Here is a 23,316-nt window from a genome sequence, read left to right as displayed (position 1 = left end):
AGAGACTTCAGACTAACAATGCAAACCTGCGTCGCTGCGCTCCGACTGCCTGTCCGAATGAGCGTGGAATGAGTGTCCGGATGTTGGTGGGCTGAGTGTCCGGATGGCGTGGAATCCGCAGGTCGACGCTACCTATTAGCCACTAGTCTGTCCAGCGGCTGCTTATGGCCGATTCTGTTGAAAAAGTCGGCTATGGCTTCCACGGCAGAAAAGTACGCGTTTGAGATTGAAATTTTTACTTGGAGCAGAGGATTCCGGGCTCAGATTTCACACAGCTGCGCGTAAAAAAGTCGTTTTTAACAGTCAATATGCGGGCAGTCTGGAAGGACCGACTTTTTCAACACAATCGGCCGATAGCTGCCCATCGCGAAATGGTGCAATCGACCGGCCCCCTTAAGGTTAGTTAGCTCAATCCAGCACCGGGCGCAGGAAAGAGCGTTCATAATTCAGGATAACTCTTCTCTGGGAAGCCTCCGCCACCAATCTGATGCATTCCTCGTCCCGCTCGCCTTTTTTGCGATAGTGAACGTGATGGCACCATGTAAGGATGCGTGCCGCCACCTTCGACACCCGCCTGCGATAGCAGCGTATCCCACTGGATGCGCACGCAATGGTTTTGAAAGGCTTCGAGGGCATCTGCGGCCTGCGCGGTTGAGTTCACTGACAGCTAGTCACTTGGTAGCCGATCGACGAGGAAATCCACTAAAGTCTTCACCCTTCGGATCGGCGTGCCGACGGTAGTGACCCAATGAAGCGACTAAATTTTGTGATGGATCTCCAGCATCCTGAACGTCACTTTTCCACCCTCGCTGGGATAGCCGGTGTTGTCCTGCACATACGCACCGGCTTTGAAATACAGTGGTTTGGTCTTCCAGCTCGGGTCGATGGTGGTTCTCCAGTTGTATCCTGCTGCGCTGATGCCCAGCGCGCCCTTCGGGCTGAGGTGGATCTGGTAGGAAAAGTCGCGGTTGAGCGGCACACCCGTCGCAATGGTAATGACCTGGCCTTCTTCATCGTCGGGACGCATGCGCACCTTGGCGACAATGTTTCCCGTCGAAGTCGACGTTTTGTACTGGTACTCCAGCTTCACCATGGGGCTGTTGCTGTCCTTGTTGTGAATCTGGCCAATCACGATCTTGCCGGTGCTCGGAACCTGATTGACGGCCAGACTCGCGCGCAGGGTGTTATCCGCCGCTGAATACTGCCAGTTGCGCAGCGTTCCATCGCTATAGGTTTCCCGCAACTCGCTACGCGGGTAAATAGCGTTGGCCGTCCTGGAACCGGTCACAGGTGCCCAGAAGGAAAGGGTAGCCGCTTCAGAACTGAAATACTGGTCCTTGAACCCTTGCGCCAGTCGAGGCGTTTCTATGGTGGCCGGTGGGCTGCCTTCAGGGATGCTTAAATTCCAGGTGGCGAGGTCGATCATGTCAAGAATCCTGTATGCGGAGAATGTTGCGGCCACAGTTGCGCTCGAACCTGCGCTATTGAGCTGTGTCAGTTGGGTCTGCTGATTAGGAAATTCGTATGGCGGTAGATTGACGTCAAATGTTCGTCGATGGAGTTATTGCAGGCTTTGTGCCCACGGGCGTAACCGTTAGTCGGCTATTTTGGAAGTTGACGGAACTATTGTGGGTTGGCTTGCGGAAGCGAAGGAACCAAACCATCAGCGGTGGACCGGTCGGCCAGGACGAGTGCATGCACTGGACGAAGAACACGCGCAGAATCTGGTTCTGAAAAACCGGCGCGCCGCGCCATAAAGACAGGAGACCGCTCATGAGCGACCGAAGCAATTTTGCGCTGTTGAGCTTTGATCCGGCGTTTGCGTCGTTGCGCGATGGCCTTTCGGTCGCTCAGCAGATTGACGACACACTCTGGGTGGCGAACGACGAAACCACGAGCCTGGAACGCCTGAAAATCCAGAATGCTACGCCCGGCGGCGGCGTAAGGTGCGACGAGCACCAATCATTTCCACTCCTGGAATATCTGGATTTGCCCCTACCGAAACAAGACGCCGAGATCGATATCGAGGGCTTGGCCTATGTCCATGACAGTGGTTACCTCTGGGTGGTGGGCTCCCATAGCCTGAAGCGCAAGAAGGCCGAGGCCGGCACTTCTGCACAGAAGAATATCAAGCGCCTGTCGACGGTAGAGGCGGACGGCAATCGCTTTCTGCTGGCCCGCATCCCTGTGGTGAAGCAGAACGACAGCTATGGACTCGCCAGGAAGGTGGATGCCGATGGACGTACGGCGGCGCAGTTGCAGGGCAACGAAGTCGGTAACGACCTGACCGCGGCGATTGCTGAAGATCCTCAGCTACGCGACTTCCTGCGTATCCCGGGTAAGGACAACGGCTTCGATATCGAAGGGTTGGTGGTGATCGGCTCGCGCCTTCTGCTGGGGCTGCGTGGACCGGTTCTACGCGGCTGGGCCGTGTTGTTGGAGATCGAACCCGAGTTGAACGACGCCTCGTCTGACACGCTGGTGCTGAAGAAGATCGGTCCGGATGGGCGCCGCTACCGTAAGCACTTCTTTGCGCTCAATGGCCTGGGCTTGCGTGACCTGTGCACCCGCGGTGACGATCTGCTGATCCTGGCGGGCCCCACCATGGAGCAGGACGGTCCGGTAACGGTCTTCCGCTGGCGCGGCGGTTTCGCGTCCGACGAGGAACGCGTGGTCTTCACCGATCAATTGGAGAAGGTGCTGGAGGTGCCTTTCGGGCAAGGCAACGATCACGCTGAGGGCATGTGTCTGTTCCAATCGGGCGAGCAGCCTGGGGAGGCTCTGCTGATCGTCTACGACTCTGCGGCGGAGAGTCGTAAACACGGCGATACGGATGTGGAAGGGGACCTGTTCATCCTGGATTAGCCACGCACATCGACATCAACGCGGCCTGTAGATCAGTTTGCCTGGGCTGCTGGTCGCCACCCTCGGACTTGCCGCACTGACCCAGCAGTTCGAGTCGGTCTTCATCGCGGTGAAATGGCTCGGCGTTGCCTTTATCCTGTTCATCGCCTGGAACTTATGGTCAAAGAACACCGAACAAATGCAGGCACCTCCAAAGCGCTCAGCAGGCGCGGGCCTTCTCGCCGGAGCCGTGCTGACTCTGAGTAATCCAAAAGCCGTCGTATTTTTCGGCGCGGTGTTGCCCCATGCATTTGATCTGACGGCTCTGTCCTATCCAGAAGTCATCTTCATTACCGCGCTCGGCATTGTGATCGAACTCACCGTCCAATTGACTTACCTCGTTACCGCGTCGCGAATCAAGCGGGCCATCCAGTCACCGAAGGCAATGAAGCGCCTGAATAGAACGTCAGCAGGCGTCATGACGGGTTGTGCGGGTTGGGTGGACGTTTGCTGATGGCGGATTTGAGACGCAACCAGTGACCGCTGATGGCCGATTCTGTCGAAAAAGTCGGTCCGCCCAAACGACCTGATCATTGCCTGGTGAAAACGCCTTTTTTGCACGCTGCTACGTGAAATCTGAGTCCCCGATGCCTCTGCCGAGAGTAAAGATTTCAATCTCGGACGCATACTTTTCTGCCGCGGAAACCATGGCCGACTTTTTCAACAGAATCGGCCGATTCCAGCCTTTAAGAAAGAGAGGCTACTTGATCTGAAACAGGCGTGAAATCGTGACCAACGCTTTCTCCCCGTCAGCCTCATAGAGGCCAAACAAGGACGCTTGGTCGGTGAGGCGATGCAGGCGGAAATAGTTATAGAAGGCTTGACCCAGGCGCTGCTTCTCGAACATTCCCTGGTTCCAAAGGCCGAAGAATTCGTTATAGGCGGCCTCCTCGATTTCCAGCCCCGGTGTGCTGTCCATTTGAACCTCACTTGATGGTGAACTCTGGCGGGTCCTGCCAAACCGCCAATGGGTGGTGCTTGGGTGGAGGCAACCTACCGACTATGAGCGACGGCTGCCAGTTGCTCGGTATCTACGCGAACAAAAATGGAGTCTCCGATAGCCGTCAGCACAAGATCCTTGGGCCGTTGGATGGGCAGCCAGTCCTTCAGGTTGGAGATGCGCAACGATGGTAGTCGCCGCCCCCATCCTGGTTGGCATCAAGATCGGACTCTCGCGATACGCGAAAGTACGCGCTGCGCGAACCGTGGGGTGAGGGCTTCACTCAGTCATCGGGTCTGCCGCTTCCAGGTTACCCAGCAGCCACTCACTGAAGCTTCGCGCCAGCGCATTGTTCTCACTGTCACGATGGGTCAGCATGGCCCAGTTCGGGCCGCGAATGGTTTGCTCAACCAAGGGTTGCAACAATCCTTGGGCGCGCGCCTGCCGACTCAATAACTGGCTGACCAGGGCGATACCGAGCCCCGCGCACGCGGCGTCCAGCAGCAGGCCGGGGTCGGAGAAATTCAGCCCCTGATCTTTCTGGCCGACATCGATGCCAGCCTCCACCGCCCAGTGACTCCAATCCATTTCCCGCTCGCCGTGAAGGGTTGTGCGCTGTTCGCGTGGTGTGCCGGGGTGGTGTTGAGGACCAGTTGGTTGGGTTTCTGGTACTGCCCAAGGCGGCGAATGCCGACGGCCAGTTGTTGCAGCAACGCTTGGGTGGTGCTGAGCAGGTCGTGACCGGCATCGGTCAGGCTGACGCTGCGTCCACTGCGAAAGAACAAGGGTTGTTCAAGGTATGCCTCAAGGCTACGGTTATGCACGGCTGATCCCTGGCAAAGACATTCCCCAGCCCGATATGCGGGCGCGCATGCGCACCTGGACCAAGTTCAAGACTGCCACCGCGAAATGACTTCATCAGGCGACGATAAATATGAGTCAGGCCTTGACCCAGCGTTGACGGCTCCAGCTGCTTAATGTGTCGACGGCGAATACCAGTAACAGCATGGCCAGTATCACTGTGCTGGCTTGTGCTTCCTGGAACAGGCTGAGGCTGACATAGAGCATTTGCCCCAAACCACCGGCGCCGACGAAGCCGAGCACACTGGCCATGCGGATATTGTTTTCCCAGCGGTACAAGATGTAGGCCAGTAGCTGTGGCAACAGGTTGGGCAGTGATCCGTAGCAGAACGCCCATACGGCATTGCCGCCCTGCAAGCGGATGGCTTCGGCCGGTTCTGGCGGGGTGTTTTCCAGCGCTTCGGCGAACAGCCGGCCGAGCACGCCGGTGGTGTGCAAGGCCAAGGCCAGGGTGCCGGCATTGGGGCCGAGCCCGGCGGCCAGGACCATCAGCGCAGCCCACACCAGTTCCGGAACCGCGCGCAAGGCGTTGAGCACCAGACGCGAAGCGCTCTGCAAAGGCCAGCCGAAGCGTCCCGCCGCGGGCAATGCCAACAGCAGACCGAGTACCGCCGCGAGCAGGGTGCCAAGGGCGGACATGGCGATGGTTTCCAGGGCGCCGTGGCCGATGGCTTGCAGATGGCCCGCGCTCAGGTCCGGGCTGAGAAAACGCTGCGCATAAGCGCCCATCTGCTTCAGGTTACCGCTGCCACCGAGCTCGCCGAGGTCGATGCCCAGGTAGATGAACGAGGCGACCACCGCTGCGCCGATACACAGGAGCAGCACCAGGTTGATCAGGCGATTCATGCCAGCCTCCAGCGCAGCAGGCGGCTGAGTTGATCGGCGAGCAGTACCAGGACGAGAAACGTCAATAACAAACTGGCCACTTCACCGCCGGCGAACATGCGCAACGACAGGTCCATTTGCTGGCCCAGACCGCCGGCACCGACGAAGCCCATCACCACCGAGGCGCGGATTGCGCACTCCCAGCGGTACACAGTGTACGACAGCAGCTCGGCAGCGACATTGGGCAGGATCCCGTAGAAAAAGGCTGCCAGCCGACCGCTGCCAGCTTGCAGCAGCGCGTGGGCCGGGCGCTGATCGACCGACTCGAAAATTTCCGCGTAGACCTTGCCCAACATCCCGCTGTAGGTAATGGCGATGGCCAGCACCCCGGCCGTCGGACCGAGGCCGACGGCGCGCACGAACAAAAGCGCCCAGACGATTTCCGGCACGCTGCGCAGGAAGATCAGTAAGCCGCGTACCGGCCAACGCAGCAGTTGACCCCAATAGCCCGGGTGGCCGGCACGGGAGGCGGCAGACAGCGACAGAGCCCGACTGGCCAGCAGGCTGGCGGGGACGGCCAACAGCAACGCCAGGGCCATGCCGGCCGTGGCGATGGCCAGGGTCTGCAAGGTGGCTTGCACTAACAGCTCAATGAATTCCTCACCATGGGCCGGTGGCCAGAAGGCTGAGACGAACCGGCCCATCTCGCTCTGACTGTCACTCGCCACCAGCACACTGAGGTCCAGCTCGCTGAAATGGATGCCCGGCCACAGCAAGGCAAGGGCCAGCAAGATGAGCAGCAGGCGGGGTCGGGTGGCCGGATCTCGGGTATCACGGGTCAGCATCGGGGAATCTGCACACTCAAGGGCGCCGGAGCAATCGGTGGAGATTGCAGTTGTTCGTTGGCGTAGAGCTTGTCGAGCAGCTCGCGGTCGACTTCGCTGGCCGCAAGGTCGAACAGGATCTGTCCGTCACGCAAGCCGATGATCCGCGAAAAGTGCGCCAGGGCCAGCTCCACCGCATGCAGGCTGGCGACCAGGGTGACGTTGTGCTGCCGGGCATGGCGGCAGAGCACCGACAGCGTGTGCTGGGCCAACACGGGGTCCATGGCCGATACCGGCTCATCGGCCAGCAACACCTCGGGCGCTTGATACAACACGCGGGCAATGCCCACGCGCTGTAGCTGTCCACCGGACAGTTGCTGACATTGCGCGAACAACTTGTCGCTGAGGTCCAGCCTGGCCAATGCCGCGCGTGCGCCCGGAATATCCACCGGATGCAGCAGGTTCAGCAGACTTTTGCCCAGACCCCACTGACCCAGCTTTCCAGCCAGAACCGCGGTGACCACGCGCTGGCGCGGTGGCAGCGGGGGCGCTTGATGGATCAGGCCGATGCGCGCGCGCAGACGCTGACGCTGACGGGCAGACAGCTGCCAGGCGCGCGCGCCGAGCACCTGCAGCTCACCGTTGTCCGGTCGCAGGGCGGTGGCCAGCAGGTTGAGCAGGCTCGACTTGCCCGCGCCGGACGGACCGATGATGGCGACCTGTTCGCTGGCACCGATGTGCAGGTCCACACCACGCAGCGCTTGGACGCCGTTGGCGTGGGTAAGGCTGACCTGGGTCAGATGCAACGTCATTTGAGCAGTTCGGCGGCGCGTGCGGCTTCCTCGATGCCCTTGTAGTTCTCGGGTTTGGTTTCGATGAATCGGCTGGCGGCCTGCAAATCCAGAATCTCCTTGTCCTTCGGCTTCGCCGGATCGAGAGCCAGAAAGGCTGCCTTTATCTTGGCCGCCAACGCCGGGTCGAGGGTCCCGCGTACCGTCCAGTTGTAGTCGTAGTAGGCCGGGGTGGTCGCAAACACTCTGACCTTGGTGGTGTCGACCTTGCCGGCGGCGACCAGTTTTTCCCACACGCTGGCGTTCAGTACCCCGGCGTCTACCTTGCCGGCCTGGACCCAGGCGACAGTGGCATCATGGGCGCCGGAATAGCCCACGCGACTGAAGTACGTTTCCGGTTTGATGCCATCCTTCAGCATAAAATAGCGCGGCATGAGACTACCCGACGTGGAGGACACCGAGCCGAAGGCAAAGGTCTTGCCCTTGAGGTCGGCGAGGGATTTGACGGCTGGGTCGGCGGTGATGAATTTACTGGTGAACTGGGCGTCCTGTTCGCGCTGTACCAGCGGAATGGCATTGCCGGTTTTCAGGCGGGCCTGCACGAACGTGAAGCCGCCCAGCCAGGCCATATCGATCCGGTCAGTGGCCAGCGCCTCGACCACGGCCGGATAGTCGCTCACGGGTACGAACTCGACCTTCATGCCCAATTGCTGTTCCAGATAGGCACCAAGCGGCTTGAACTTGCGCAGCAGTTCGGTCGGGGCTTCATCGGGAATCGCGCTGACTTTCAGGGTGTCGGCGGCCTGCGCCAACAGGGTGCAAAAAGACAGCGTCAAGCCGACAGCCAATGCCAGGGTACGGTTGAGCATGAAAATTCTCCGGTGCATAAAGTGAGGGTAGACGAAATGGAGTGAAATTGACCGCTTTTGGCCCCATCGTTAGTGCGAAAAGCCTGAAGTTGATCCGGCCAGGATGATCCTTGGGTTAGCGCTTTTAGCTGCCCGAAATCGCCATGTTTCATGACCGCCCGTAACCCTGCATGAGGGTTGGCTCACGCTTCGCTATTCTTGATGACACTACAGGGTTGCAAGTTGAACAGAGGATTGACTGATGAAGATGTTACTGATGGTCGAGTGCCCTAATGAACCCTTCAACTCCCTTGTCAAAGCCGGGAAAGTGGGCGAGGTTATTGAGCGCATCCTGAACAGCATCAAACCGGAGGCGGCGTACTTTACCGAGCAAGATGGCATGCGTGGTGGGATTTTTGTGGTCGACGTACAAGACCCCTCCGACATCCCCGCATTGGCGGAGCCGTTTTTTCTCAACTTCAACGCCAGCTGCAAATTCCGTATTGTGATGAGCGCACAGGATCTGCAAAAGGCCGGTCTGGAGACACTCGGGCAAACGTGGGCGTGCTGAGAGGCCATTTGGGGGTCGGTACTGACGGCCCAGATCCGCCCGTTGGTCAGGTCCGTACAGTCCAAAGCATGGTCTGAACCGTGATATGCGGATGACTGACCAAAGGTTCCCATTCATCGATGAAAGAGAAACCCTGCTTTAGATAGAAGTTCGAGGCTCTTGCATTGTCCGGGGAGACATCCAGAAAAACGCGATCATGCCCTTTGCCGATCGCGCGAGATTTCACCGCCTCAACAAGCTGAGCTGCCACACCAGAACCACGTGCAGCGGGTTCAACCCACATTCCGATCAGGTTATAGCGATTCGCTTGGCTGACTCCCGCACCGATCATCCCCACCGGTTTATCGTCCTTGATGGCCAACCAGAATTCCGGTCCGGCTGCTGATGAGGCGCGTTCTTTCCACTGCTCGTCACTGTAATTCGCGGCAGTTTGGTAACTCACACCAAACGCTGTCGGCGTGTCCAAAAGCGCAGCGAGACGGACTTGCTTCAAAAACATCCAGTCTTTGGCTTCCGTCAATCGAATGTCCATGATCTTCCTTAACGATGGCGAAACTTTATCGTCCCATAAGCATGTCGAGGGAAGAAACACCTTGTCGTTGCGCAATGGCTGCTTTTGGCTGTGGATTCAACCGGTCGATCCAACAGACTGGCTAAATCTTTCAGCGGGTGTTTCGTAGTTTAGTTTTTCTTCTTGATTAGTTTGCCCATGTAGTACTTTAGACTGAAACGATCTTTGGGCCTTGGCTTGTAGTGGGTTTTGTTTCTTTGTGCGGGATCGATCACCATGGTCCCTGCGGTGTAGTAATAAAGCGCTATAGATCTGCGCGTGACGTGCTCTGGCGTTGTTAAAGGCTCTGGATGCCCATGATTGCTGTCTTTGTCAGTGTTGAAAATGACACATCGATTGTAAATGGGCAGGACTTTTTTAAGACAGGTTTTCATGTCGACACCCCAAAGTTCAAGGTTACCGCCGTACTCCTCTCGCCAGTCTTCATTCAGATAAATGATGATATTCAGTCTGCGCTCAACATTAAGCTTTTTGTTGAGCCTGAAGTCCGAGTGCACCCCCAGGAAACCACCACTTTTCGTTTCATGCAGACCGCCACCAGCAAAGTAGGGGTCGGGTATCAGACCTTCGATGCCTGTGAGCTTTTCAAGAAATTGCAACATGGGGGCCGAGTTAAAGGCGTTGAAAACAGTCTTCAAAAAGGGGGGGCATTCGTTGGGACTGATTTGACGCTTTAGTTGGCCTTTATAGCCGCGCTCATAGAGCATTTCGTTGTTGGTTGGCTCGATTGGGAAGTGCGAGCAGATACTCGCAATCAGCTCTTCATCCAGGAAATTATCGATGACAATGTGCGGAAATGGCGTGGCCTGAATATAGCGACTGGTCAATGAGGAACCCAAGGCGCTGGCGGCGTTCTGGTCGAAATCAAGCTCCGGGGAGAGGGTCATAGGTAGTGCTTGAGTGATGGTTGCCATTACCGCTCCAATAACTAAATATAAAGACTTGTGGGTGACTTGAAGCAGAGTCCAGCGCCCTGCTCGTTGCGTCTCTTCGTAGCTTAACTTTTGCTGTCGTCTTTCTTCAGGCGCTTAAGGATATTGTTGTACATTTTGGTTCGTCTATGAGTCTTTTCATAGCCGCCAGCCGCTGCGACAGTGCCAGCCTGGATGTGATCCAGATAGCTGAAAATTTTACGCGGCGATAACATTTCAACGACATAGCCAAGCTCGGTCATGCGGTCTTGGAGGGTGTAGCCAGGCACGCGATCATCCATCGAAAAATGCATGTTGTGCTGTTTGATAAGTTTGCAGTTCCACAATGTGCAGAAGCTCTTCAAGTAGACTTCTCTGTACGGTCTCGGTTCTCTGGAACGTAATCCCATGGAGATTTTCATACGTCTGAAATGATGTTGGAACAGGCGTGAGCTAAAGCGCCAAAGTGTTCTGGTAGTGCCGCGATTTATTTGCTCAACACAACCGACGGCTACGGTTTTTTGGTTTTTCAAGCATTTGTTCAGCATCATCGGAAAAACATTTTTATCAAAAACAAATGTGTCGGTGTGCATTAGAAATAAATAATCAGTTTCAACTCGCTCCAAAACCAGATCAAGTGCTTTGCCATGCGCGATATGCCCAGGCTCTGGTTCGGAAACAGATCGCTCGATTAAATTGATCCAGTCAAGAGTTCGTAAATACTCAGTGCTTTCATCGGCGGAATAGTTGTCAACTACCCATATTGGGACGCTAAGGCTGCCCACATGCTGGTGCAATAAGTCTAAGCATATCTTGGTGATTTCTGGTGTTTTGTAATTGACTATAACTATGCTGAAGTTTTTGGAGCTGTCAGCCAGGAAACTAGTGTTGTTCATTGTTCGGGCGCCCATTGATATTGCATGTAATTTTATTGCATATGCAGCTTTCGCTTATTTGTCTGCGCAACATTTTGCGTGACTATAAAGCACAATTTGTTAAGCCGCTTTGTTGTAAATAATAACCATAGCTTACCCGGACCTGATGGAGAGCAGTATATACGGACTTCATCGTATAAGGATCTGCGCTGTAGGTAAACATCCGTGACTTAATTCGTTACACGTCCCGCTAGCTATCTCCCGCACACGCAGCCTGGTCGCAGGCACGTAGATTACTGTCGATGGACAAATTTAAGAGCGCCAGATATCTCTGACTCGGAGTGGGGCTTTCTGCCCGAACTGGCTCAGTGAACATCTTTGTGTCCTGACAGCCTTGCGATCGGTCCCTCTGATGACCCTGGGACCTATCTTTCATGGTTATGAGGGAAATGCACTGTGTGGGACATTTTCTAAGCGGTGATGACAGAGGCGGTGCCACAGAAAACAACCGTTGATGCAGATGCCGTGGCGCCAACGGTTACTCAGCATTGAGCCTTACTGATGAAACGTGCGGCCCAGTGCATCCAGGCGAACCGCGATGGGGGGCAAGCGCTGGCTGCTCAGGGCAAGGGTTTCGACATCGTCTGCGGTGTTTTGCGCTGCTTTGCACAGACTGCAAGCGCCCGACCACTTCGCGGCTTGCCGTGGTTTGTTCGCGGGTGGTGGTGACAATGCGCCCATTGAGTTCATCGATATGGGAGATGTCGCTGCCCACCGCCTGCAACATCGCGGCCGCCAGCTGACTGTCTTCGACACAGCGCTCCACGCCTTCACGGCTGTCATGCATGGCCTCGACGGCTTTGCGGCTGCCTTGCTGCAAGGCCTCGATGATCGTCCTGATTTCCTTCGTGGAGAGGGCGGTGCGCTGCGCCAGGCTGCGTACTTCATCGGCCACAACGGCAAAACCTCGGCCTTGCTCGCCGGCGCGAGCGGCCTCGATGGCGGCGTTGAGGGCCAGCAGGTTGGTTTGTTCAGCAATACTGCTGATGACCTCCAGGACAGTACCGATTTGCTCCGCCTGTCCCGCCAGAACCTGCACGGTTGAGTGGGTGCCTTTCAGGCGAAACGCCAACTGAGTGATTTCCTGCTGCGCGCGGTTCACACTTTCCTGTCCTCGGGTGATTTGCACGCTGGCCTGGCCGGCATGTTCAACGGCATGCTCGACGTGAACGGCAATAGGCCCCATCGCGTCCCCCATCCGCTGCATCGAACCCGTCATCTGGGCAATTTCCGTCAGCTGATGCTTGGCCCCTTTCTCCAGCGTATTGCTCGCCTTGGCAAGCTCCTGGCCCAGTTCACCCAGGCCGTGAGAGTCGCGAACAACCCCGTCAACCAGGGCGGTAATCTGCATCAGGAATTGATCGAAACGATCCACGAGCGATACATGCACCGTGGCCTTTTCTCCCTTGCCAGCATCGACGGCGAGCTGGGACGTGGCCGCGAGCATCTTGTCCAGCATGTCCTGGCTCTCCACCGCTTCGGCTTGACTGTGCACGGCCAGATAGAGCAGGGCGACCGTCTCCATGACCACATAGAAGGCGTGAACAAACACCATCGTCCACCCACCGTGATGCGCCATGACGTAGACCGGAAAACCTTGGTGTTGCAGCGCATGGAAGACCACGTGATGAACGGCGATCGTGGCAGCGGAAACCAGAATCGGTAGCCAGTCGCGATAAAAAGTCAGTACCGCCAGCAACGCGAAAATACCAAAGTGGGATTCAATGACGCCCTCGGCCTGATTGATATGCAACGCGGCCATGACCATCAAACCAATGCCCAGGCAACACCGCATCAACCGCGTGCCGCCCATTGCGCGATAAAGCACCGTCAGCAGCAGACTCGTGCCGCCACCCACCAAAAACGCCTGAATAAACGTGTCGTGCCAGTAAGCCAGACCCAACGCGAAGAGGAACATCAGTCAGATCAGGCCCAGCATGATTCGGTCGGCTTTGCGGTAGTGGTCAAGAAAACGAGGGGGCAAAAGCATTCACTTTTACTCCATGTAATTGAGCCGGAATAAAGCAGGTCATTTCGGCATGTCGGGGCATTCATGAGAAACCGTGAAGAGCGTAGCCGTTTGCCATCACCCCTCCCGTGTTCGACGGTGAACACGGGAAACAATGTCAGAAATAGAGGCAAGTAATGCTGAAGTGACGCGCGGTGGGGCTTGGGTGTCGATGGGAGGAAATGGAACCCACATCACCGATAGCGTCTAAATTACAGAGAGATGTCCCGCCACCCTGAAGGAACGACTCATGCTCAGATCTCGCTCATTGATTGCAGCAATTACATGCCTTGCGCTGGTTTCCGGTCCAGTGACTGCATTGGCCGATCCTGGTAATGGAAAGGGCCAGGGAAACGGCAAGGGAAACCCGCAAAATAGCCAGGTTCATGGCAACCAGGGAGGTCAGGGAGGCAAAGGCAAAAACTCCGGGGGCGGCGATTGGGATAATGGCCCAAGTATCAATCGCGGCAGTGTTCTCGGGATTATTGGCGGGTATCGGGACTACTGGAGCCCCGGACCTGCATTGCCACCCGGCATCCAAAAGAACCTCGCGCGAGGCAAGCCGCTTCCACCCGGGATTGCCAAAAAACTGGACGGACGGTTGATCGGCAGGCTGCCTAATTATGATGGGTATGAATGGCAGCAAGTTGGCACCGACTTGATATTGGTCGCGCTGGCAACCGGGCTCATCTACGAAGTGCTCAACGGTGCTTTTGATTAATGGGCATGATCCATATGCCCATTTGAAGGATGTTCCGACGCGGCTGCCTATGAAATTGCCGGACTGCTGCCGAACAGGTGGCAACCGGCGTAACCCGCGCTATTCGTCCATGCTGATGCCCGATCCCCCTAATTCGTTGGGGACATCCTTCAGCTTGGGCAATCCATCCTTGATGCGCAGCACGGTCTCCTGATAGTGGACGTGAACGCCTGGCGAGTATGCGAGATCCGGGATGACCGCGGCATATACATCGATGAGCCCCATCCCCGGGTGTTCAGTGAAGATGTGCCCGCCGCAAGTCTTGCACCACTTGCGGAAACTCTGCGGTGTCTTGTTGTAGGTGCCGATATTGGCAGCCCCCCGAGTCACTTGCACCGCCTCGGGTTTCCACAGTGTGAAGGCATTGACCGGTCCGGCAGACCAATGCCGACACGACTCGCAATGGCAATAGCCCATCGCGGCCGGCTCGCCGCTGACCGTGAACTCGACTGCGCCGCAAAAACAACTGCCCTTGTAAGACCGTTCAATGCTCATGGTATGACTCCTTGATCAATTGTCAGGTGATACCGCCGGCCTTCATTCGTCGATGTAGCGCACCGCTGTCGCTGGCGTGCGCCGCACCTGCAGTTCGAAAATGTCAGGGCGCGCGTAATGCCCGGTGACGTCGAGCGCCCGCCGCGCTGGCGCCACGAGTGTGACGTCGATGTCCGCATACAGAATGCCTGCCTCTCGGTGTAATGGACCGGCCACGATCCGGCCTTGAGGACTGACCACCACCGAGTCGCCGTCGTTGATCCATTCGTCCGGATCGGGAAACAGTTGCGCACGCGCCGGGAAGTCGTCGGGGATGTCACTGCCGCGCAGCACGGTGCCGCTGCCGAGCACCCAACAGCGGCCTTCGAGCGCAATGTGACGCATCGTGCTGATCCAGCCATCGCCACAGTCGTACGTGGGGGCGACGTAGATTTCCACCCCTTGGGCATACAGAGAATAGCGTGCCAGCGGCATGTAGTTTTCCCAGCAGATGAGCGTGCCCACGCGGCCGACGGGTGTATCGACCGTGCGCAACCCGCAGGCATCACCGAAGCCATGCACCATGCGCTCGGGATTGGTTGGCATCAGCTTGCGGTGTCGGTTGAGCACTGCGCCGTTCGTGCCGATAACGACTACGCTGTTGTAGAGCGTGCCGCCACCATTGCGCCGGTCGCATTCATCAATGCCGCACACGATCGTCACCGCGTGAGTTCTGGCGGCCTCGCACAATTCGCTCAGGTCACCTTTCGCGATATCGACGGCATTGGCCAGCAGCCGCGTGTGCAACTGGCCCATTACAGCCCCGTCCTTTCCCGCCGCCAGCCGCCAGATCCATGACGGGTAACCGGGAATGTACGATTCGGGCAAAACGATAAGCGAGGCTCCCGCCGCCGCTGCCTCATCTACCGATTGCACGGCCCGGGCGATCGTCGCGCTGCGATCGAGCAGCACGGGCGGGCGCTGAATGATGGCTACCTTAGTCATGGCGTGCTCCTTTGGTATTTGGCTTTCGAGGTTTCAGCGTGCGCGTGGCGAAGTGGCGGGGCTAGTTCAGAATCTGAAGCGTTGTAATTGCGGAGCCAAGGCAATGGACGAAAGCTACGGTCAGTTCTGCACGGTCGCGCGCGGTGCTGAAGCCCTGTGCGAGCGCTGGACACCCTTGGTCGTGCGCGAGTTGCTGTGCGGCAGTAAGCGCTTCAACGAACTGCACCGCGGCGTGCCCCGAATGTCCACCAACCTGCTGGCACAGCGGCTGCGGCATTTGGAAGAAATCGGCGTCGTGCACCGCACGGCCACCGGTAAAGTCTGGGAGTACAGCCTGACCGAGGCAGGCGAGGAATTGCGCCCCATCATCATGGCGCTAGGGCATTGGGGCGCGCGCTGGATCGGCAGTCGCCTTCGCGATGACGAACTCGACGCGGGCCTGCTCATGTGGGACGTGCGCCGGTTCGTGCGCATCGAAACGTTCCCGTCCCGACCGGTGGTCATCCACTTCAGATTCCGTGACGCGCGGCCCGGCGAACAAGCGTGGTGGCTCGTGGTTGAACAGGGCGTGGCAGACCTGTGTCGCGACGACCCCGGACGCGAACTGACGCTCGTCGTGGACTCCAGCGTGCGCGCGTTGACCGAGGTTTGGACGGGCGACCGCACACCGCGCGAGGTTCTTCAGTCGCGAGAGCTGCGTGTAGATGGCGCGGTGAAGGATGCGGAAAGTTTGTGGCGCTGGCTTGGCACGAGTGCGTTCGCGGGTACCCGGAGCGCTGCACGGTAGCGCTGGCAACATCCGTCGGTCGCAGGACTTGAACTGTCTGGGGCTTAAAGCGTCATAAGACTCGCGATATCAACCCTATGGAAGCCATCATGCTTTTAAAGAATAAGAGTCTCATTGCTGTAATGTCCTGCGCCCTGATGCTTGCGGCCGCCCCATTACTCCCTGCTGACCTGTCCATCATGAACTCTGCCTATGCGAAAGACGGTGGTGGTGGTGGTGGTGGTGGTGGTGGTGGTGGTGGTGGCGGTGGTAATGGGGGAGGTAATGGCGGTGGCCAGGGCGGCGGTATAGGCGGCGGTCACAGTGGTTCAGATCACTCCGGCGGCGCTAACAGTAACGGCCGCGGCAATGGACTGGCCAGCGATCACGCCGGTAAGGCTGTTCGCGACCATGGTGAAAGCGGAAACCACTACGGCAGTGAACGCAATAGTGATCGCGGTCATGGCCCAACGACTTCAGGCATCGCCCATTCCAAAGACACTCGCGGCGTAGCCAAAGCCAGTGCAATCTCGACCTCAACGCCAGGCGATCACAACACGAAAGGGTTGAGCAAAGCCGGGACATCGGTTTCGAAAAAATCGCACTGATCAGCCATAACGGCTGATAGGGAAGTACAACAGACTCAACAAAACGGGCGCCCGACAAGGCGCCCGTTTTCGTTTGTTCCGCTGCTTGAACCCATAAGCGTCGGCCGATCACATCCAACAAGTCACAAGGAGTGATTTCCGAGGTAAGCCAAACGGATCACCTCGCATTTTGCTTCGTCCCTCACCTGTGCTTTCTAGCGCAGCAGATGCACCGCCAAGCCGACAAGCGCGCAAGCCATCAGCACCTGAATGACTCCCCGTTTGAAGCGGAACAAGGCAATTGCCGCCAAAATGGCGATCAGCGCAGAAGGCCAGTCGAGGTTGCCGCTGAAGCCCCGCGGCCACAGCACGTGATAGCCGAAAAAACATGCCAGATTGAGGATCACTCCCACCACCGCCGCTGTGATTGCGGTAAGCGGTGCGGTGAATTTGAGTTCGTTGTGGGTCGATTCCACCAGTGGGCCGCCGGCAAGGATGAACAGGAACGAGGGCAGGAAGGTGAACCATGTCACCAGGGTGGCCGCGACAGCGCCGGCCAAAAATATATGATCGGCGCCGAACACTTGTGAGACGTACGCTCCAACAAAGCCGACGAAGGCCACTACCATGATCAGCGGCCCTGGTGTGGTTTCTCCCAGTGCCAAACCGTCGATCATCTGGGTCGGGGTAAGCCAGCCATAGTGACCGACCGCACCTTGATAGACATACGGGAGGACGGCATAGGCCCCGCCAAAAGTCAGCAACGCGGCCTTGGTAAAGAACCAGCCCATCTGGGTCAAGGTACCTTCCCAGCCAAAAAGCGCGGTGAGGATTCCCATCGGCAACACCCACAGCGCTGCGCCGATGAGGGCCAGCAGCGCCAGTTTCATCCAGCTGAACCGGGCATGTTCGGGGGACGGGGTGTCGTCATCGATCAAGGCCGGGCCGAAGGATTTTTTGGCGGCGCTATGGCCCCCGGTTCTGAACTTCTCAGGCGCCAGACGCCCTCCGACATAGCCGATTAACGCTGCCCCCAATACGATCAGCGGGAAAGGAACATTGAACGCGAAGATCGCGGCAAATGAAGCGGCTGCTATCGCCCACAGCAAATTATTCTTCAGCGCCCTAGAGCCGATCCTGTGTGCCGCCTGCACCACGATGGCCGTCACGGCAGGCTTTATCCCATAGAAGAGGCCGGCCACCACAGGCATTTCGCCGAACGCGATGTACATCCACGATAAAGCGATCAGGATGAACAGTGAGGGCAGCACAAACAGCACTCCGGCGATCACTCCGCCCCAGGTCCGATGCATCAGCCAGCCGATGTAGGTCGCCAATTGCTGAGCCTCTGGCCCAGGCAGCAACATGCAATAGTTGAGCGCATGGAGAAAGCGTCGTTCGGAGATCCAGCGCCGACGTTCCACCAGTTCCTGGTGCATGATCGAAATCTGTCCTGCTGGCCCGCCGAAACTGATGAAGCCGAGCTTCAACCAGAACCAGAATGCTTCACGCAAGCTGATGGCCTCCGGCCTCAATAGATCCTCTCCAGCCGTTGATGCCCGCACCTTACTCATTGGGTTGTTCCTCTTTCACAAACTCGGCGAGCAGGCCGTCGAAGATGGCGCTCGCAGCAGCCAGCAAGTGGTCGTCATGGGTAATGGTTTCGCGCAGTCCTGCCAGCACGCGCTCGATGCCGGCAGCCTCCAAAGGCTGAATACCGCCGATATCGAGGTAGTGCACCAAGGCCGCAATGCGGTTCAGGCCGGGTTCTTGAAGCTCAAAACTGGCTTGCAGGGTTTCGAAGGTCACGCGATTGCCGACATGACTGAAGGTCGCATCATCGAAGTCGAAGCCCAGCGCGTCTGCCGGACAGTCATGTGGAGTATTCAGCCAGAGGATCTGAGCTTGAGGATCAATGAAGCGCCGAATCAACCAGGCACAAGCCAGACGATCAACCCACGGACGCTTACGTGTTGCCCAGACACGACTTTGATAATCACCACGGTTGAGTGCCGTTATGGGCTCGTCGCGGCTATGGGGTTCATCCGCAGACAACGCTCTGCTAGCAGCCGTCTCAAGCTCCTGCAAGGCTGAATCCATCTGCTCCTTGGGCTTGCCTGGGAAATAATCGATGTGGGTGAGCTGATCGTAGTTTTTGCGCAGCTTGCGAATTTGTTTGGTTGTGACCAATGCGTTTTCAGGCTTGAGCTGCCCACGGCACTCTTCAATCTCTGCGCGTAGCTTGCAGTAATCATCGCTACGGTCGAACAACTCGACAAAGCGCTCACCCTCCGGATCGACCACGGGCAGGATGTAAACAGTGCCGTTGATAGAAAGGATGTCGCGCTCGACAGACGCCAGAGCTTCACGACAGACACCAGTATCAGGCAACAGATAGGCACCATCGCGCAAAACCGCCGCACCTGAGGCTTTCAGAGCACGCCAGGCTCGCATGCGCTCGGTGGCATTCGCGGTGGGTAACGCGAGAATCAGTGTCAGCCAGGTTTTCATGTAGTTGGCGCTATTTATTTTGTAATTGTTATTACATTAACTGTGGTTTTGGCGTTTGGAAAGCCATCCTTAAAATCTGGGATTTTGGCGGTGCATTAAATGGGGACCGATTTATTTAGTGTGGCCGAAGAGATCAATCGGCATATCCAGCAGATCTACGACGAGGCGCGGCTGGTCGAAAGCCTGGCCAGCTCTGCGCAAGAAGACTCAGGCCGACTTTCGCACCTCTCGAATGAACTGAACGGGCTGGTGGGGCGCTTCAAGTCGTAGAGGCGGGCCGATGCGCTCGGCTATCGGTCCAGCAGAGGTGCCAGCAGTGCACACATGCCGCGCCAGTGCGAACCCTCCCAGTAAACCCGCTGGCAGGCGTCGCAGCGCAAGAAGTGCGAATAGAGGATGCCTACGCGTGGCGGCACCTGCGACCGGGCCAGTTCCGGGCTGATCTCGTGCAGCGGCAGGTTGCAATGAAGGCACAGACTGAATGGCCGCGCGCTACGCGCCAGGTCGAGGCGCTCGTACAATTCGCGCAGCTGCACCGAAGGTTTCAGGGCATGCACGTAACAGCCGTGGCTGATGATCCGGCGCTTGAGCAGTTCGCGGTCACGGGTTAGCACGATGCGTCCTTGCTGCGCAGCGATCTCGGCGATCTCGCCATCCTCGAAGCCATTGTCGTAGAGGGTGTCGAAGCCGCTCATGCGCAGCAGGCTGGCCAGCCCGCCAAGGTGCGCATCAGCGACGAAGCGCAGTACCCGTAAAGGTTGCGCACGAACCTTGAGCCGCGGGCTGATGTCCAGCGCTTCGAACTTGGGATACACCGCCAGCCGGTCACCGTCGAAAATCACCCGCTCGAAGCCCACCGATTCGCCGTTGAGCAGCACCAGCTCGACCTCCGTGTGCGGTATCCCGAGCGCCTCGATCATGTGCTTGACCGTCGCCGCTCGCGCGCACTCACAAGTGAAGGACTGCCGCCGCCGTTCGGCCGGCAGGAAATCGTTGAGCTCCTCGTAGAAGCGGAAGGTTGCACTGGTCATGTTGAACAGTATGGCAGGGCTGCAAGGATGAGCGAGTCTAGTCCGGACATCTTCTCCGGCAGGCTTCAAACTACGATTTGCCAACCGATTTTACTACCTGCACCACGAACGTCTACGCTCCGTTTCTATCGGTGCACCACGCAACCTTGAGGCCTATGACATAAGTGTTCAGCAAGACATTGTTCCCAACACCGCCCACGCCGGAATATCGGTTGTGCCCTATGTCCAGGACTTTCTATTGCAATTAGGCGATTGAATAAAAACGCCGTCGAGGCCACATGAATTTATGAGCACTAATTACCAGCAAACCTTTTATGAAACCACGGCCGACATCACCACCTATCCCGCTCAATCGGGTCGTGTAGATACTAAAGTGTGCATCCTCGGTGGTGGCCTGGCAGGCCTGTCGACCGCACTCGGGTTGGCGGAGCGTGGTATCAATGACGTCGTTGTTCTGGAATCTCATAGCCTCGGTCATGGTGCCTCGGGTCGTAATGGCGGCTTCGTCTTCGGAGGCTACAGCCTGGGAAACGGTGACCTTCTCGCCGCCCTTGGCGTTCAAGAGGCGCAACGCCTTTACAGGTTAACGTTGGATGCCGTTGAGTTGATCCGTAATCGTGTCAAACAATACGGTATCGATTGTGACCTGGCTGACAAGGGTGTGATTCTCGCTAATTGGTTCAACGCCCCGTCAAGACTTGAAACACCGCGAAAACTCATGAGTGACGTCTACGGGGTTGATTGGGAATACATACCGCCAGGCCAGTTAAAAGAGATGCTCAAGACTGAGCGCTATTTCGGCGGCCTGCTGGAGCGCAACGCTTTCCACTTTCATCCTCTCAAGTACGTGTACGGCATTGCTCGCACGGTGGCTGAATTCGGTGTGCGTATCCATGAGCAATCATCCGCCCTGAACATCGAGAAGCGTGGAAAGCAATATGTTGTGCAAACCGATGGCGGGGAAGTGCATGCCGAGCATGTCATCTTTTCCTGTGGCGGGTACGCGCGCGGCGTCTATCGCCCGGTCGAGCGTGCTGTATTACCCATTGCCACCTATGTCGTAGCAACCGAACCCCTCGGGGCTCGCTTGAAAGAAGTTATTGACTGTGAATCAGCGGTCTACGACACGCGGTTCGCGTTTGATTACTACCGGCCGCTTCGCGACAGCAGGATTCTATGGGGAGGGCGGATTTCGGTGCTCAATCGGAGCCCGGAAGCGATCGCCAGTCTGCTCAAAAAAGATCTTTTAGCCGTATATCCCCAGCTGGAAGGTGTAGAAATCCAATATTCCTGGGGCGGGTTGATGAGTTATGGCCGGCATCAAATGGCCCAGATTGGCCAAGATGAAGCAGGCGTCTGGCACGCCGTTGGTTTTGGTGGTCATGGCATGGCGCCCACGACGGTGGCAGGCGAGGTTCTGGCTGATGCTATCGCCAAGTCCATTCCGATTCCCGACGGTTTCCGCAAATTCGGGTTGACCCGTACTTTTGGTCTGGCCGGTCTGGTCGCCGCGCAAATGACCTATACCGCATGCGAAGCGCGAGATGCTTTCGACGCTATGCGCCTTAACAAGTAAGTGCTTCCTGCCAGGATTCAACCGACCGATGTAACAGATTGGCTAGCTACTTTCTTGGCAAATCTCTTACCAAAAGCAATCCACCATTTTTCATAATAGAAGGTCGAGATATGCGCGGTGATAAAAATGGCGGCGAACAACAAAGGGCGCTTCAAATATTTTATGACGGTATCTCCGCTACCCAGCCAAGTATGTATTAGCAGCGGATGAACAACGTAGAGCGCGTACGAGATGGTGGCGATATAAAATAGAACGCGATTATTCAGAATCTGGGCAACTCGTGTCCGGCTATTGAGTAACGTGCTCCCCACCATTGCTGCAGCAAGATAGGGGCGGAAGTAGTTCATGAAGCCCGCGTCGGGATGACAGGACAAGACAAACAGGAGGAATAAAAATATTTGTGCGATCCCCGTTTGTGTCGGAAGTTTGGCAAGGATGTTGCCCAGTCTATTGTTGTATATCAGTGCAAGTATGCATCCAGAAAGTATTTCATCAATGCGGTAATAAGTGTTGATTGCGACATGGACATCATTCATGACTCGGTACATCGTGACGGCGATGCAGAGACAAGGGATTAGCACTACCCACTTGTTTCTCATCAGAACTACCAGCAAAGCGATGGCGAAATAGAACTGGACCTCCATGCACAAACTCCATAGGTGGCCGTTTACACTGCCAAGCCACATAGGCGGCCAGTTGGCAATGAACAGAAAGTTTGCGATGTAGAAATCCGAAGTGCTGTTCATGACAGGTAAAGCAATGAGCATGTACAACCAGGCGAGAGGCACAACCCGAAAGATTCTGCGAATTAAAAAATCAACGACGCTGCTGTTGTTGAGCAGAAAATTTGTTATCAGGAAACCCGAGAGCGTAAAAAATATAGCCATTCCCATAACGCCTGCGGCGGCATTAAATTGCCAAGGCTTTGGGCCAAGAGGTAGCAGGTGGCACGCCAAGACAAGCAAGATGCTTATGCCGCGCCATCCATCAAGTACGCTGAATCGAGAGCCCTCTACGGAACTACTATTCATATTTGCATCCCGCTCTTGGGTCGATAGAGGGCATTCGATAAAGGCAGTGCCGCGTCTGAAGACTGTCTGAATTCATATAAAAATCCAGTAGTTGCAGCGGTGAAAAATTCATGAGTTCAGACCATTTAAGCCTGTAGTCTAGGACACCTTTTGCACTTTACACTTCACGCCATGAAAAAATTCCAATCGCGAGGAATTCGCTAAATGACTGGTTTTTTGACGTTGCTTGTTTGACGTTGCTCGATAGCTTGGCGCTAAGTGAATCGCCCCCTTTTGGTAGATACCCTGACCGGCGGCTTTTGGCCGTATCTGCCTGATGCAGATGCAGTTAGCCATAGCGAAAAGTTGGGTTGGTACAAAATTGGTACGAGCGGAATTGAAAACTGGCGTAACCCGTTGTCTTCATGCCCACAGCCCCCCAGTTAATTATGTGGGGCGCACAACATCAAAGGTGAATCGGAGCCGCGGTCCGGAAAAGAAACCGCGGCGACCGATCAATCAGGCGGCGGGGAGCAGGCCTTTCTGTTTGGCGACATGAGTCGCCAGTGCGTCAATCAAGTCCGGGGACAGGCAGTCATAGGGTTCC

25 protein-coding genes and 3 pseudogenes are annotated in these 23,316 nt (G+C 56.8%); 9 read left to right on the top strand and 19 right to left on the bottom strand.

The window, feature by feature from the left end:
* Nucleotides 1–757: 757 nt before the first annotated feature.
* Complete coding sequence (locus tag E3W21_RS04750; protein WP_129436826.1) at nucleotides 758–1,426, bottom strand: polysaccharide lyase family 7 protein; 669 nt, start codon at nucleotides 1,424–1,426, stop codon at nucleotides 758–760.
* Nucleotides 1,427–1,773: 347 nt separating this feature from the next.
* Here E3W21_RS04750 and E3W21_RS04745 point away from each other — a divergent pair, with 347 nt between their 5' ends.
* The gene (locus E3W21_RS04745; protein WP_134418622.1) at nucleotides 1,774–2,865 is read left to right on the top strand and encodes a DUF3616 domain-containing protein; all 1,092 of its coding nucleotides are present in this window, start codon (nucleotides 1,774–1,776) and stop codon (nucleotides 2,863–2,865) included.
* Between the two features lie 37 nt (nucleotides 2,866–2,902).
* Complete coding sequence (locus tag E3W21_RS04740; protein ID WP_256661509.1) at nucleotides 2,903–3,358, top strand: LysE family translocator; 456 nt, start codon at nucleotides 2,903–2,905, stop codon at nucleotides 3,356–3,358.
* Between the two features lie 246 nt (nucleotides 3,359–3,604).
* Here E3W21_RS04740 and E3W21_RS04735 read toward each other — a convergent pair whose 3' ends face one another.
* The 7 genes and pseudogenes from E3W21_RS04735 to E3W21_RS04705 form a co-directional block, all read right to left on the bottom strand.
* Nucleotides 3,605–3,823 carry a hypothetical protein gene (locus E3W21_RS04735; RefSeq protein WP_134418621.1) on the bottom strand — a complete coding sequence of 73 codons (219 nt, stop codon included), beginning with the start codon at nucleotides 3,821–3,823 and terminating at the stop codon, nucleotides 3,605–3,607.
* A 74-nt stretch (nucleotides 3,824–3,897) separates the two neighbouring features.
* A pseudogene (locus E3W21_RS32120) lies at nucleotides 3,898–3,975 on the bottom strand (PaaI family thioesterase); the annotation flags it as partial.
* 148 nt (nucleotides 3,976–4,123) lie between these two features.
* Nucleotides 4,124–4,659: pseudogene (locus tag E3W21_RS04725) on the bottom strand (LysR substrate-binding domain-containing protein); the annotation flags it as partial.
* Between the two features lie 124 nt (nucleotides 4,660–4,783).
* A complete protein-coding gene (phnE, locus tag E3W21_RS04720) occupies nucleotides 4,784–5,551 on the bottom strand; it encodes a phosphonate ABC transporter, permease protein PhnE (protein WP_134418620.1) in 768 nt (255 codons plus the stop codon).
* Complete coding sequence (locus E3W21_RS04715; protein ID WP_134418619.1) at nucleotides 5,548–6,375, bottom strand: ABC transporter permease; 828 nt, start codon at nucleotides 6,373–6,375, stop codon at nucleotides 5,548–5,550. The genes phnE and E3W21_RS04715 overlap by 4 nt, the downstream gene beginning before the upstream one ends.
* On the bottom strand, nucleotides 6,369–7,166 hold the full coding sequence (locus E3W21_RS04710; RefSeq protein WP_134418618.1) for a phosphonate ABC transporter ATP-binding protein: 798 nt from the start codon (nucleotides 7,164–7,166) through the stop codon (nucleotides 6,369–6,371). The genes E3W21_RS04715 and E3W21_RS04710 overlap by 7 nt, the downstream gene beginning before the upstream one ends.
* The gene (locus E3W21_RS04705) at nucleotides 7,163–8,014 is read right to left on the bottom strand and encodes a putative selenate ABC transporter substrate-binding protein (protein ID WP_129436820.1); all 852 of its coding nucleotides are present in this window, start codon (nucleotides 8,012–8,014) and stop codon (nucleotides 7,163–7,165) included. The genes E3W21_RS04710 and E3W21_RS04705 overlap by 4 nt, the downstream gene beginning before the upstream one ends.
* A gap of 241 nt (nucleotides 8,015–8,255) precedes the next feature.
* Here E3W21_RS04705 and E3W21_RS04700 point away from each other — a divergent pair, with 241 nt between their 5' ends.
* Nucleotides 8,256–8,564, top strand: coding sequence for a panthothenate synthetase (locus E3W21_RS04700; protein WP_134418617.1), 309 nt, complete (start codon nucleotides 8,256–8,258; stop codon nucleotides 8,562–8,564).
* A gap of 46 nt (nucleotides 8,565–8,610) precedes the next feature.
* Here the strand turns inward: E3W21_RS04700 and E3W21_RS04695 are convergent, their stop codons facing one another.
* From E3W21_RS04695 to E3W21_RS32280, 4 genes are all read right to left on the bottom strand, one after another.
* The gene (locus E3W21_RS04695) at nucleotides 8,611–9,096 is read right to left on the bottom strand and encodes a GNAT family N-acetyltransferase (RefSeq protein ID WP_178082653.1); all 486 of its coding nucleotides are present in this window, start codon (nucleotides 9,094–9,096) and stop codon (nucleotides 8,611–8,613) included.
* 149 nt (nucleotides 9,097–9,245) lie between these two features.
* Nucleotides 9,246–10,049, bottom strand: a complete 804-nt coding sequence (locus E3W21_RS04690) for a 2OG-Fe(II) oxygenase (RefSeq protein WP_134418616.1) — start codon at nucleotides 10,047–10,049, stop codon at nucleotides 9,246–9,248.
* An 83-nt stretch (nucleotides 10,050–10,132) separates the two neighbouring features.
* Nucleotides 10,133–10,942, bottom strand: a complete 810-nt coding sequence (locus tag E3W21_RS04685) for a glycosyltransferase family 2 protein (protein ID WP_134418615.1) — start codon at nucleotides 10,940–10,942, stop codon at nucleotides 10,133–10,135.
* Nucleotides 10,943–11,459: 517 nt separating this feature from the next.
* Entirely contained in the window at nucleotides 11,460–12,167 is a 708-nt protein-coding gene (locus tag E3W21_RS32280) for a methyl-accepting chemotaxis protein (RefSeq protein ID WP_371927042.1), read from the bottom strand.
* Nucleotides 12,168–12,728: 561 nt separating this feature from the next.
* Here E3W21_RS32280 and E3W21_RS32275 point away from each other — a divergent pair.
* Both E3W21_RS32275 and E3W21_RS04675 read left to right on the top strand, forming a co-directional pair.
* Nucleotides 12,729–13,004, top strand: a complete 276-nt coding sequence (locus E3W21_RS32275; RefSeq protein ID WP_371927039.1) for a hypothetical protein — start codon at nucleotides 12,729–12,731, stop codon at nucleotides 13,002–13,004.
* A gap of 235 nt (nucleotides 13,005–13,239) precedes the next feature.
* A complete protein-coding gene (locus tag E3W21_RS04675) occupies nucleotides 13,240–13,710 on the top strand; it encodes an anti-virulence regulator CigR family protein (RefSeq protein WP_134418614.1) in 471 nt (156 codons plus the stop codon).
* Between the two features lie 99 nt (nucleotides 13,711–13,809).
* Here the strand turns inward: E3W21_RS04675 and E3W21_RS04670 are convergent, their stop codons facing one another.
* Nucleotides 13,810–14,244: a GFA family protein gene (locus tag E3W21_RS04670; RefSeq protein ID WP_134418613.1), complete on the bottom strand. Its 435-nt coding sequence runs from the start codon at nucleotides 14,242–14,244 to the stop codon at nucleotides 13,810–13,812.
* A 42-nt stretch (nucleotides 14,245–14,286) separates the two neighbouring features.
* Nucleotides 14,287–15,228, bottom strand: coding sequence for a carbon-nitrogen hydrolase family protein (locus E3W21_RS04665; RefSeq protein WP_134418612.1), 942 nt, complete (start codon nucleotides 15,226–15,228; stop codon nucleotides 14,287–14,289).
* A gap of 103 nt (nucleotides 15,229–15,331) precedes the next feature.
* Here E3W21_RS04665 and E3W21_RS04660 point away from each other — a divergent pair, with 103 nt between their 5' ends.
* Nucleotides 15,332–16,015 (top strand): helix-turn-helix domain-containing protein, encoded by a 684-nt coding sequence (locus E3W21_RS04660; protein WP_134418611.1) that lies wholly within the window; start codon nucleotides 15,332–15,334, stop codon nucleotides 16,013–16,015.
* 89 nt (nucleotides 16,016–16,104) lie between these two features.
* Nucleotides 16,105–16,602 carry a hypothetical protein gene (locus E3W21_RS31670; protein ID WP_256661512.1) on the top strand — a complete coding sequence of 166 codons (498 nt, stop codon included), beginning with the start codon at nucleotides 16,105–16,107 and terminating at the stop codon, nucleotides 16,600–16,602.
* Nucleotides 16,603–16,796: 194 nt separating this feature from the next.
* Here the strand turns inward: E3W21_RS31670 and chrA are convergent, their stop codons facing one another.
* Both chrA and E3W21_RS04645 read right to left on the bottom strand, forming a co-directional pair.
* Nucleotides 16,797–18,155, bottom strand: a complete 1,359-nt coding sequence (gene chrA / locus E3W21_RS04650; protein WP_134418610.1) for a chromate efflux transporter — start codon at nucleotides 18,153–18,155, stop codon at nucleotides 16,797–16,799.
* Nucleotides 18,148–19,092, bottom strand: coding sequence for a chromate resistance protein ChrB domain-containing protein (locus E3W21_RS04645; protein WP_134418609.1), 945 nt, complete (start codon nucleotides 19,090–19,092; stop codon nucleotides 18,148–18,150). The genes chrA and E3W21_RS04645 overlap by 8 nt, the downstream gene beginning before the upstream one ends.
* Before the next feature lie 99 nt (nucleotides 19,093–19,191).
* On the opposite strand from E3W21_RS04645, the gene E3W21_RS31105 reads away from it, so the two are divergent.
* The gene (locus tag E3W21_RS31105; protein ID WP_165353210.1) at nucleotides 19,192–19,362 is read left to right on the top strand and encodes a hypothetical protein; all 171 of its coding nucleotides are present in this window, start codon (nucleotides 19,192–19,194) and stop codon (nucleotides 19,360–19,362) included.
* Between the two features lie 20 nt (nucleotides 19,363–19,382).
* Here the strand turns inward: E3W21_RS31105 and E3W21_RS04640 are convergent, their stop codons facing one another.
* A complete protein-coding gene (locus tag E3W21_RS04640; protein WP_134418608.1) occupies nucleotides 19,383–20,123 on the bottom strand; it encodes a Mut7-C RNAse domain-containing protein in 741 nt (246 codons plus the stop codon).
* Nucleotides 20,124–20,409: 286 nt separating this feature from the next.
* On the opposite strand from E3W21_RS04640, the gene E3W21_RS04630 reads away from it, so the two are divergent.
* Complete coding sequence (locus tag E3W21_RS04630; protein ID WP_134418607.1) at nucleotides 20,410–21,699, top strand: FAD-binding oxidoreductase; 1,290 nt, start codon at nucleotides 20,410–20,412, stop codon at nucleotides 21,697–21,699.
* Between the two features lie 17 nt (nucleotides 21,700–21,716).
* Here the strand turns inward: E3W21_RS04630 and E3W21_RS04625 are convergent, their stop codons facing one another.
* Nucleotides 21,717–22,730, bottom strand: a complete 1,014-nt coding sequence (locus E3W21_RS04625) for an acyltransferase (protein ID WP_134418606.1) — start codon at nucleotides 22,728–22,730, stop codon at nucleotides 21,717–21,719.
* A 498-nt stretch (nucleotides 22,731–23,228) separates the two neighbouring features.
* Nucleotides 23,229–23,316 (bottom strand): annotated as a pseudogene (locus E3W21_RS31665) (glutathione-dependent formaldehyde-activating protein); the annotation flags it as partial.

The organism is Pseudomonas sp. F01002, assembly GCF_004402115.1.
GTDB classification, from domain to species: Bacteria; Pseudomonadota; Gammaproteobacteria; order Pseudomonadales; family Pseudomonadaceae; genus Aquipseudomonas; species Aquipseudomonas frigoris.
The sequence above is the reverse complement of the archived record's forward strand: the minus strand, read 5'-3'. Positions and strand labels throughout refer to the sequence as shown.

Bases quoted from the DNA above. Each gene is read 5' to 3' on its own strand.
- E3W21_RS04630 (WP_134418607.1), top strand. From the start codon at position 20,410: ATGAGCACTAATTACCAGCAAACCTTTTATGAAACCACGGCCGACATC.
- E3W21_RS04710 (WP_134418618.1), bottom strand. From the start codon at position 7,166: ATGACGTTGCATCTGACCCAGGTCAGCCTTACCCACGCCAACGGCGTC.
- E3W21_RS04735 (WP_134418621.1), bottom strand. From the start codon at position 3,823: ATGGACAGCACACCGGGGCTGGAAATCGAGGAGGCCGCCTATAACGAA.
- E3W21_RS31105 (WP_165353210.1), top strand. From the start codon at position 19,192: ATGGGGACCGATTTATTTAGTGTGGCCGAAGAGATCAATCGGCATATC.
- E3W21_RS04675 (WP_134418614.1), top strand. From the start codon at position 13,240: ATGCTCAGATCTCGCTCATTGATTGCAGCAATTACATGCCTTGCGCTG.
- E3W21_RS04625 (WP_134418606.1), bottom strand. From the start codon at position 22,730: ATGAATAGTAGTTCCGTAGAGGGCTCTCGATTCAGCGTACTTGATGGA.
- E3W21_RS04690 (WP_134418616.1), bottom strand. From the start codon at position 10,049: ATGGCAACCATCACTCAAGCACTACCTATGACCCTCTCCCCGGAGCTT.
- E3W21_RS31670 (WP_256661512.1), top strand. From the start codon at position 16,105: ATGCTTTTAAAGAATAAGAGTCTCATTGCTGTAATGTCCTGCGCCCTG.
- E3W21_RS04700 (WP_134418617.1), top strand. From the start codon at position 8,256: ATGAAGATGTTACTGATGGTCGAGTGCCCTAATGAACCCTTCAACTCC.
- E3W21_RS04660 (WP_134418611.1), top strand. From the start codon at position 15,332: ATGGACGAAAGCTACGGTCAGTTCTGCACGGTCGCGCGCGGTGCTGAA.
- E3W21_RS04685 (WP_134418615.1), bottom strand. From the start codon at position 10,942: ATGAACAACACTAGTTTCCTGGCTGACAGCTCCAAAAACTTCAGCATA.
- E3W21_RS04705 (WP_129436820.1), bottom strand. From the start codon at position 8,014: ATGCTCAACCGTACCCTGGCATTGGCTGTCGGCTTGACGCTGTCTTTT.
- E3W21_RS04670 (WP_134418613.1), bottom strand. From the start codon at position 14,244: ATGAGCATTGAACGGTCTTACAAGGGCAGTTGTTTTTGCGGCGCAGTC.
- E3W21_RS32275 (WP_371927039.1), top strand. From the start codon at position 12,729: ATGCAACGCGGCCATGACCATCAAACCAATGCCCAGGCAACACCGCAT.
- E3W21_RS04745 (WP_134418622.1), top strand. From the start codon at position 1,774: ATGAGCGACCGAAGCAATTTTGCGCTGTTGAGCTTTGATCCGGCGTTT.
- E3W21_RS04640 (WP_134418608.1), bottom strand. From the start codon at position 20,123: ATGACCAGTGCAACCTTCCGCTTCTACGAGGAGCTCAACGATTTCCTG.
- E3W21_RS04750 (WP_129436826.1), bottom strand. From the start codon at position 1,426: ATGATCGACCTCGCCACCTGGAATTTAAGCATCCCTGAAGGCAGCCCA.
- E3W21_RS32280 (WP_371927042.1), bottom strand. From the start codon at position 12,167: ATGGGGCCTATTGCCGTTCACGTCGAGCATGCCGTTGAACATGCCGGC.
- E3W21_RS04695 (WP_178082653.1), bottom strand. From the start codon at position 9,096: ATGGACATTCGATTGACGGAAGCCAAAGACTGGATGTTTTTGAAGCAA.
- phnE (WP_134418620.1), bottom strand. From the start codon at position 5,551: ATGAATCGCCTGATCAACCTGGTGCTGCTCCTGTGTATCGGCGCAGCG.
- E3W21_RS04715 (WP_134418619.1), bottom strand. From the start codon at position 6,375: ATGCTGACCCGTGATACCCGAGATCCGGCCACCCGACCCCGCCTGCTG.
- chrA (WP_134418610.1), bottom strand. From the start codon at position 18,155: ATGAGTAAGGTGCGGGCATCAACGGCTGGAGAGGATCTATTGAGGCCG.
- E3W21_RS04665 (WP_134418612.1), bottom strand. From the start codon at position 15,228: ATGACTAAGGTAGCCATCATTCAGCGCCCGCCCGTGCTGCTCGATCGC.
- E3W21_RS04645 (WP_134418609.1), bottom strand. From the start codon at position 19,092: ATGAAAACCTGGCTGACACTGATTCTCGCGTTACCCACCGCGAATGCC.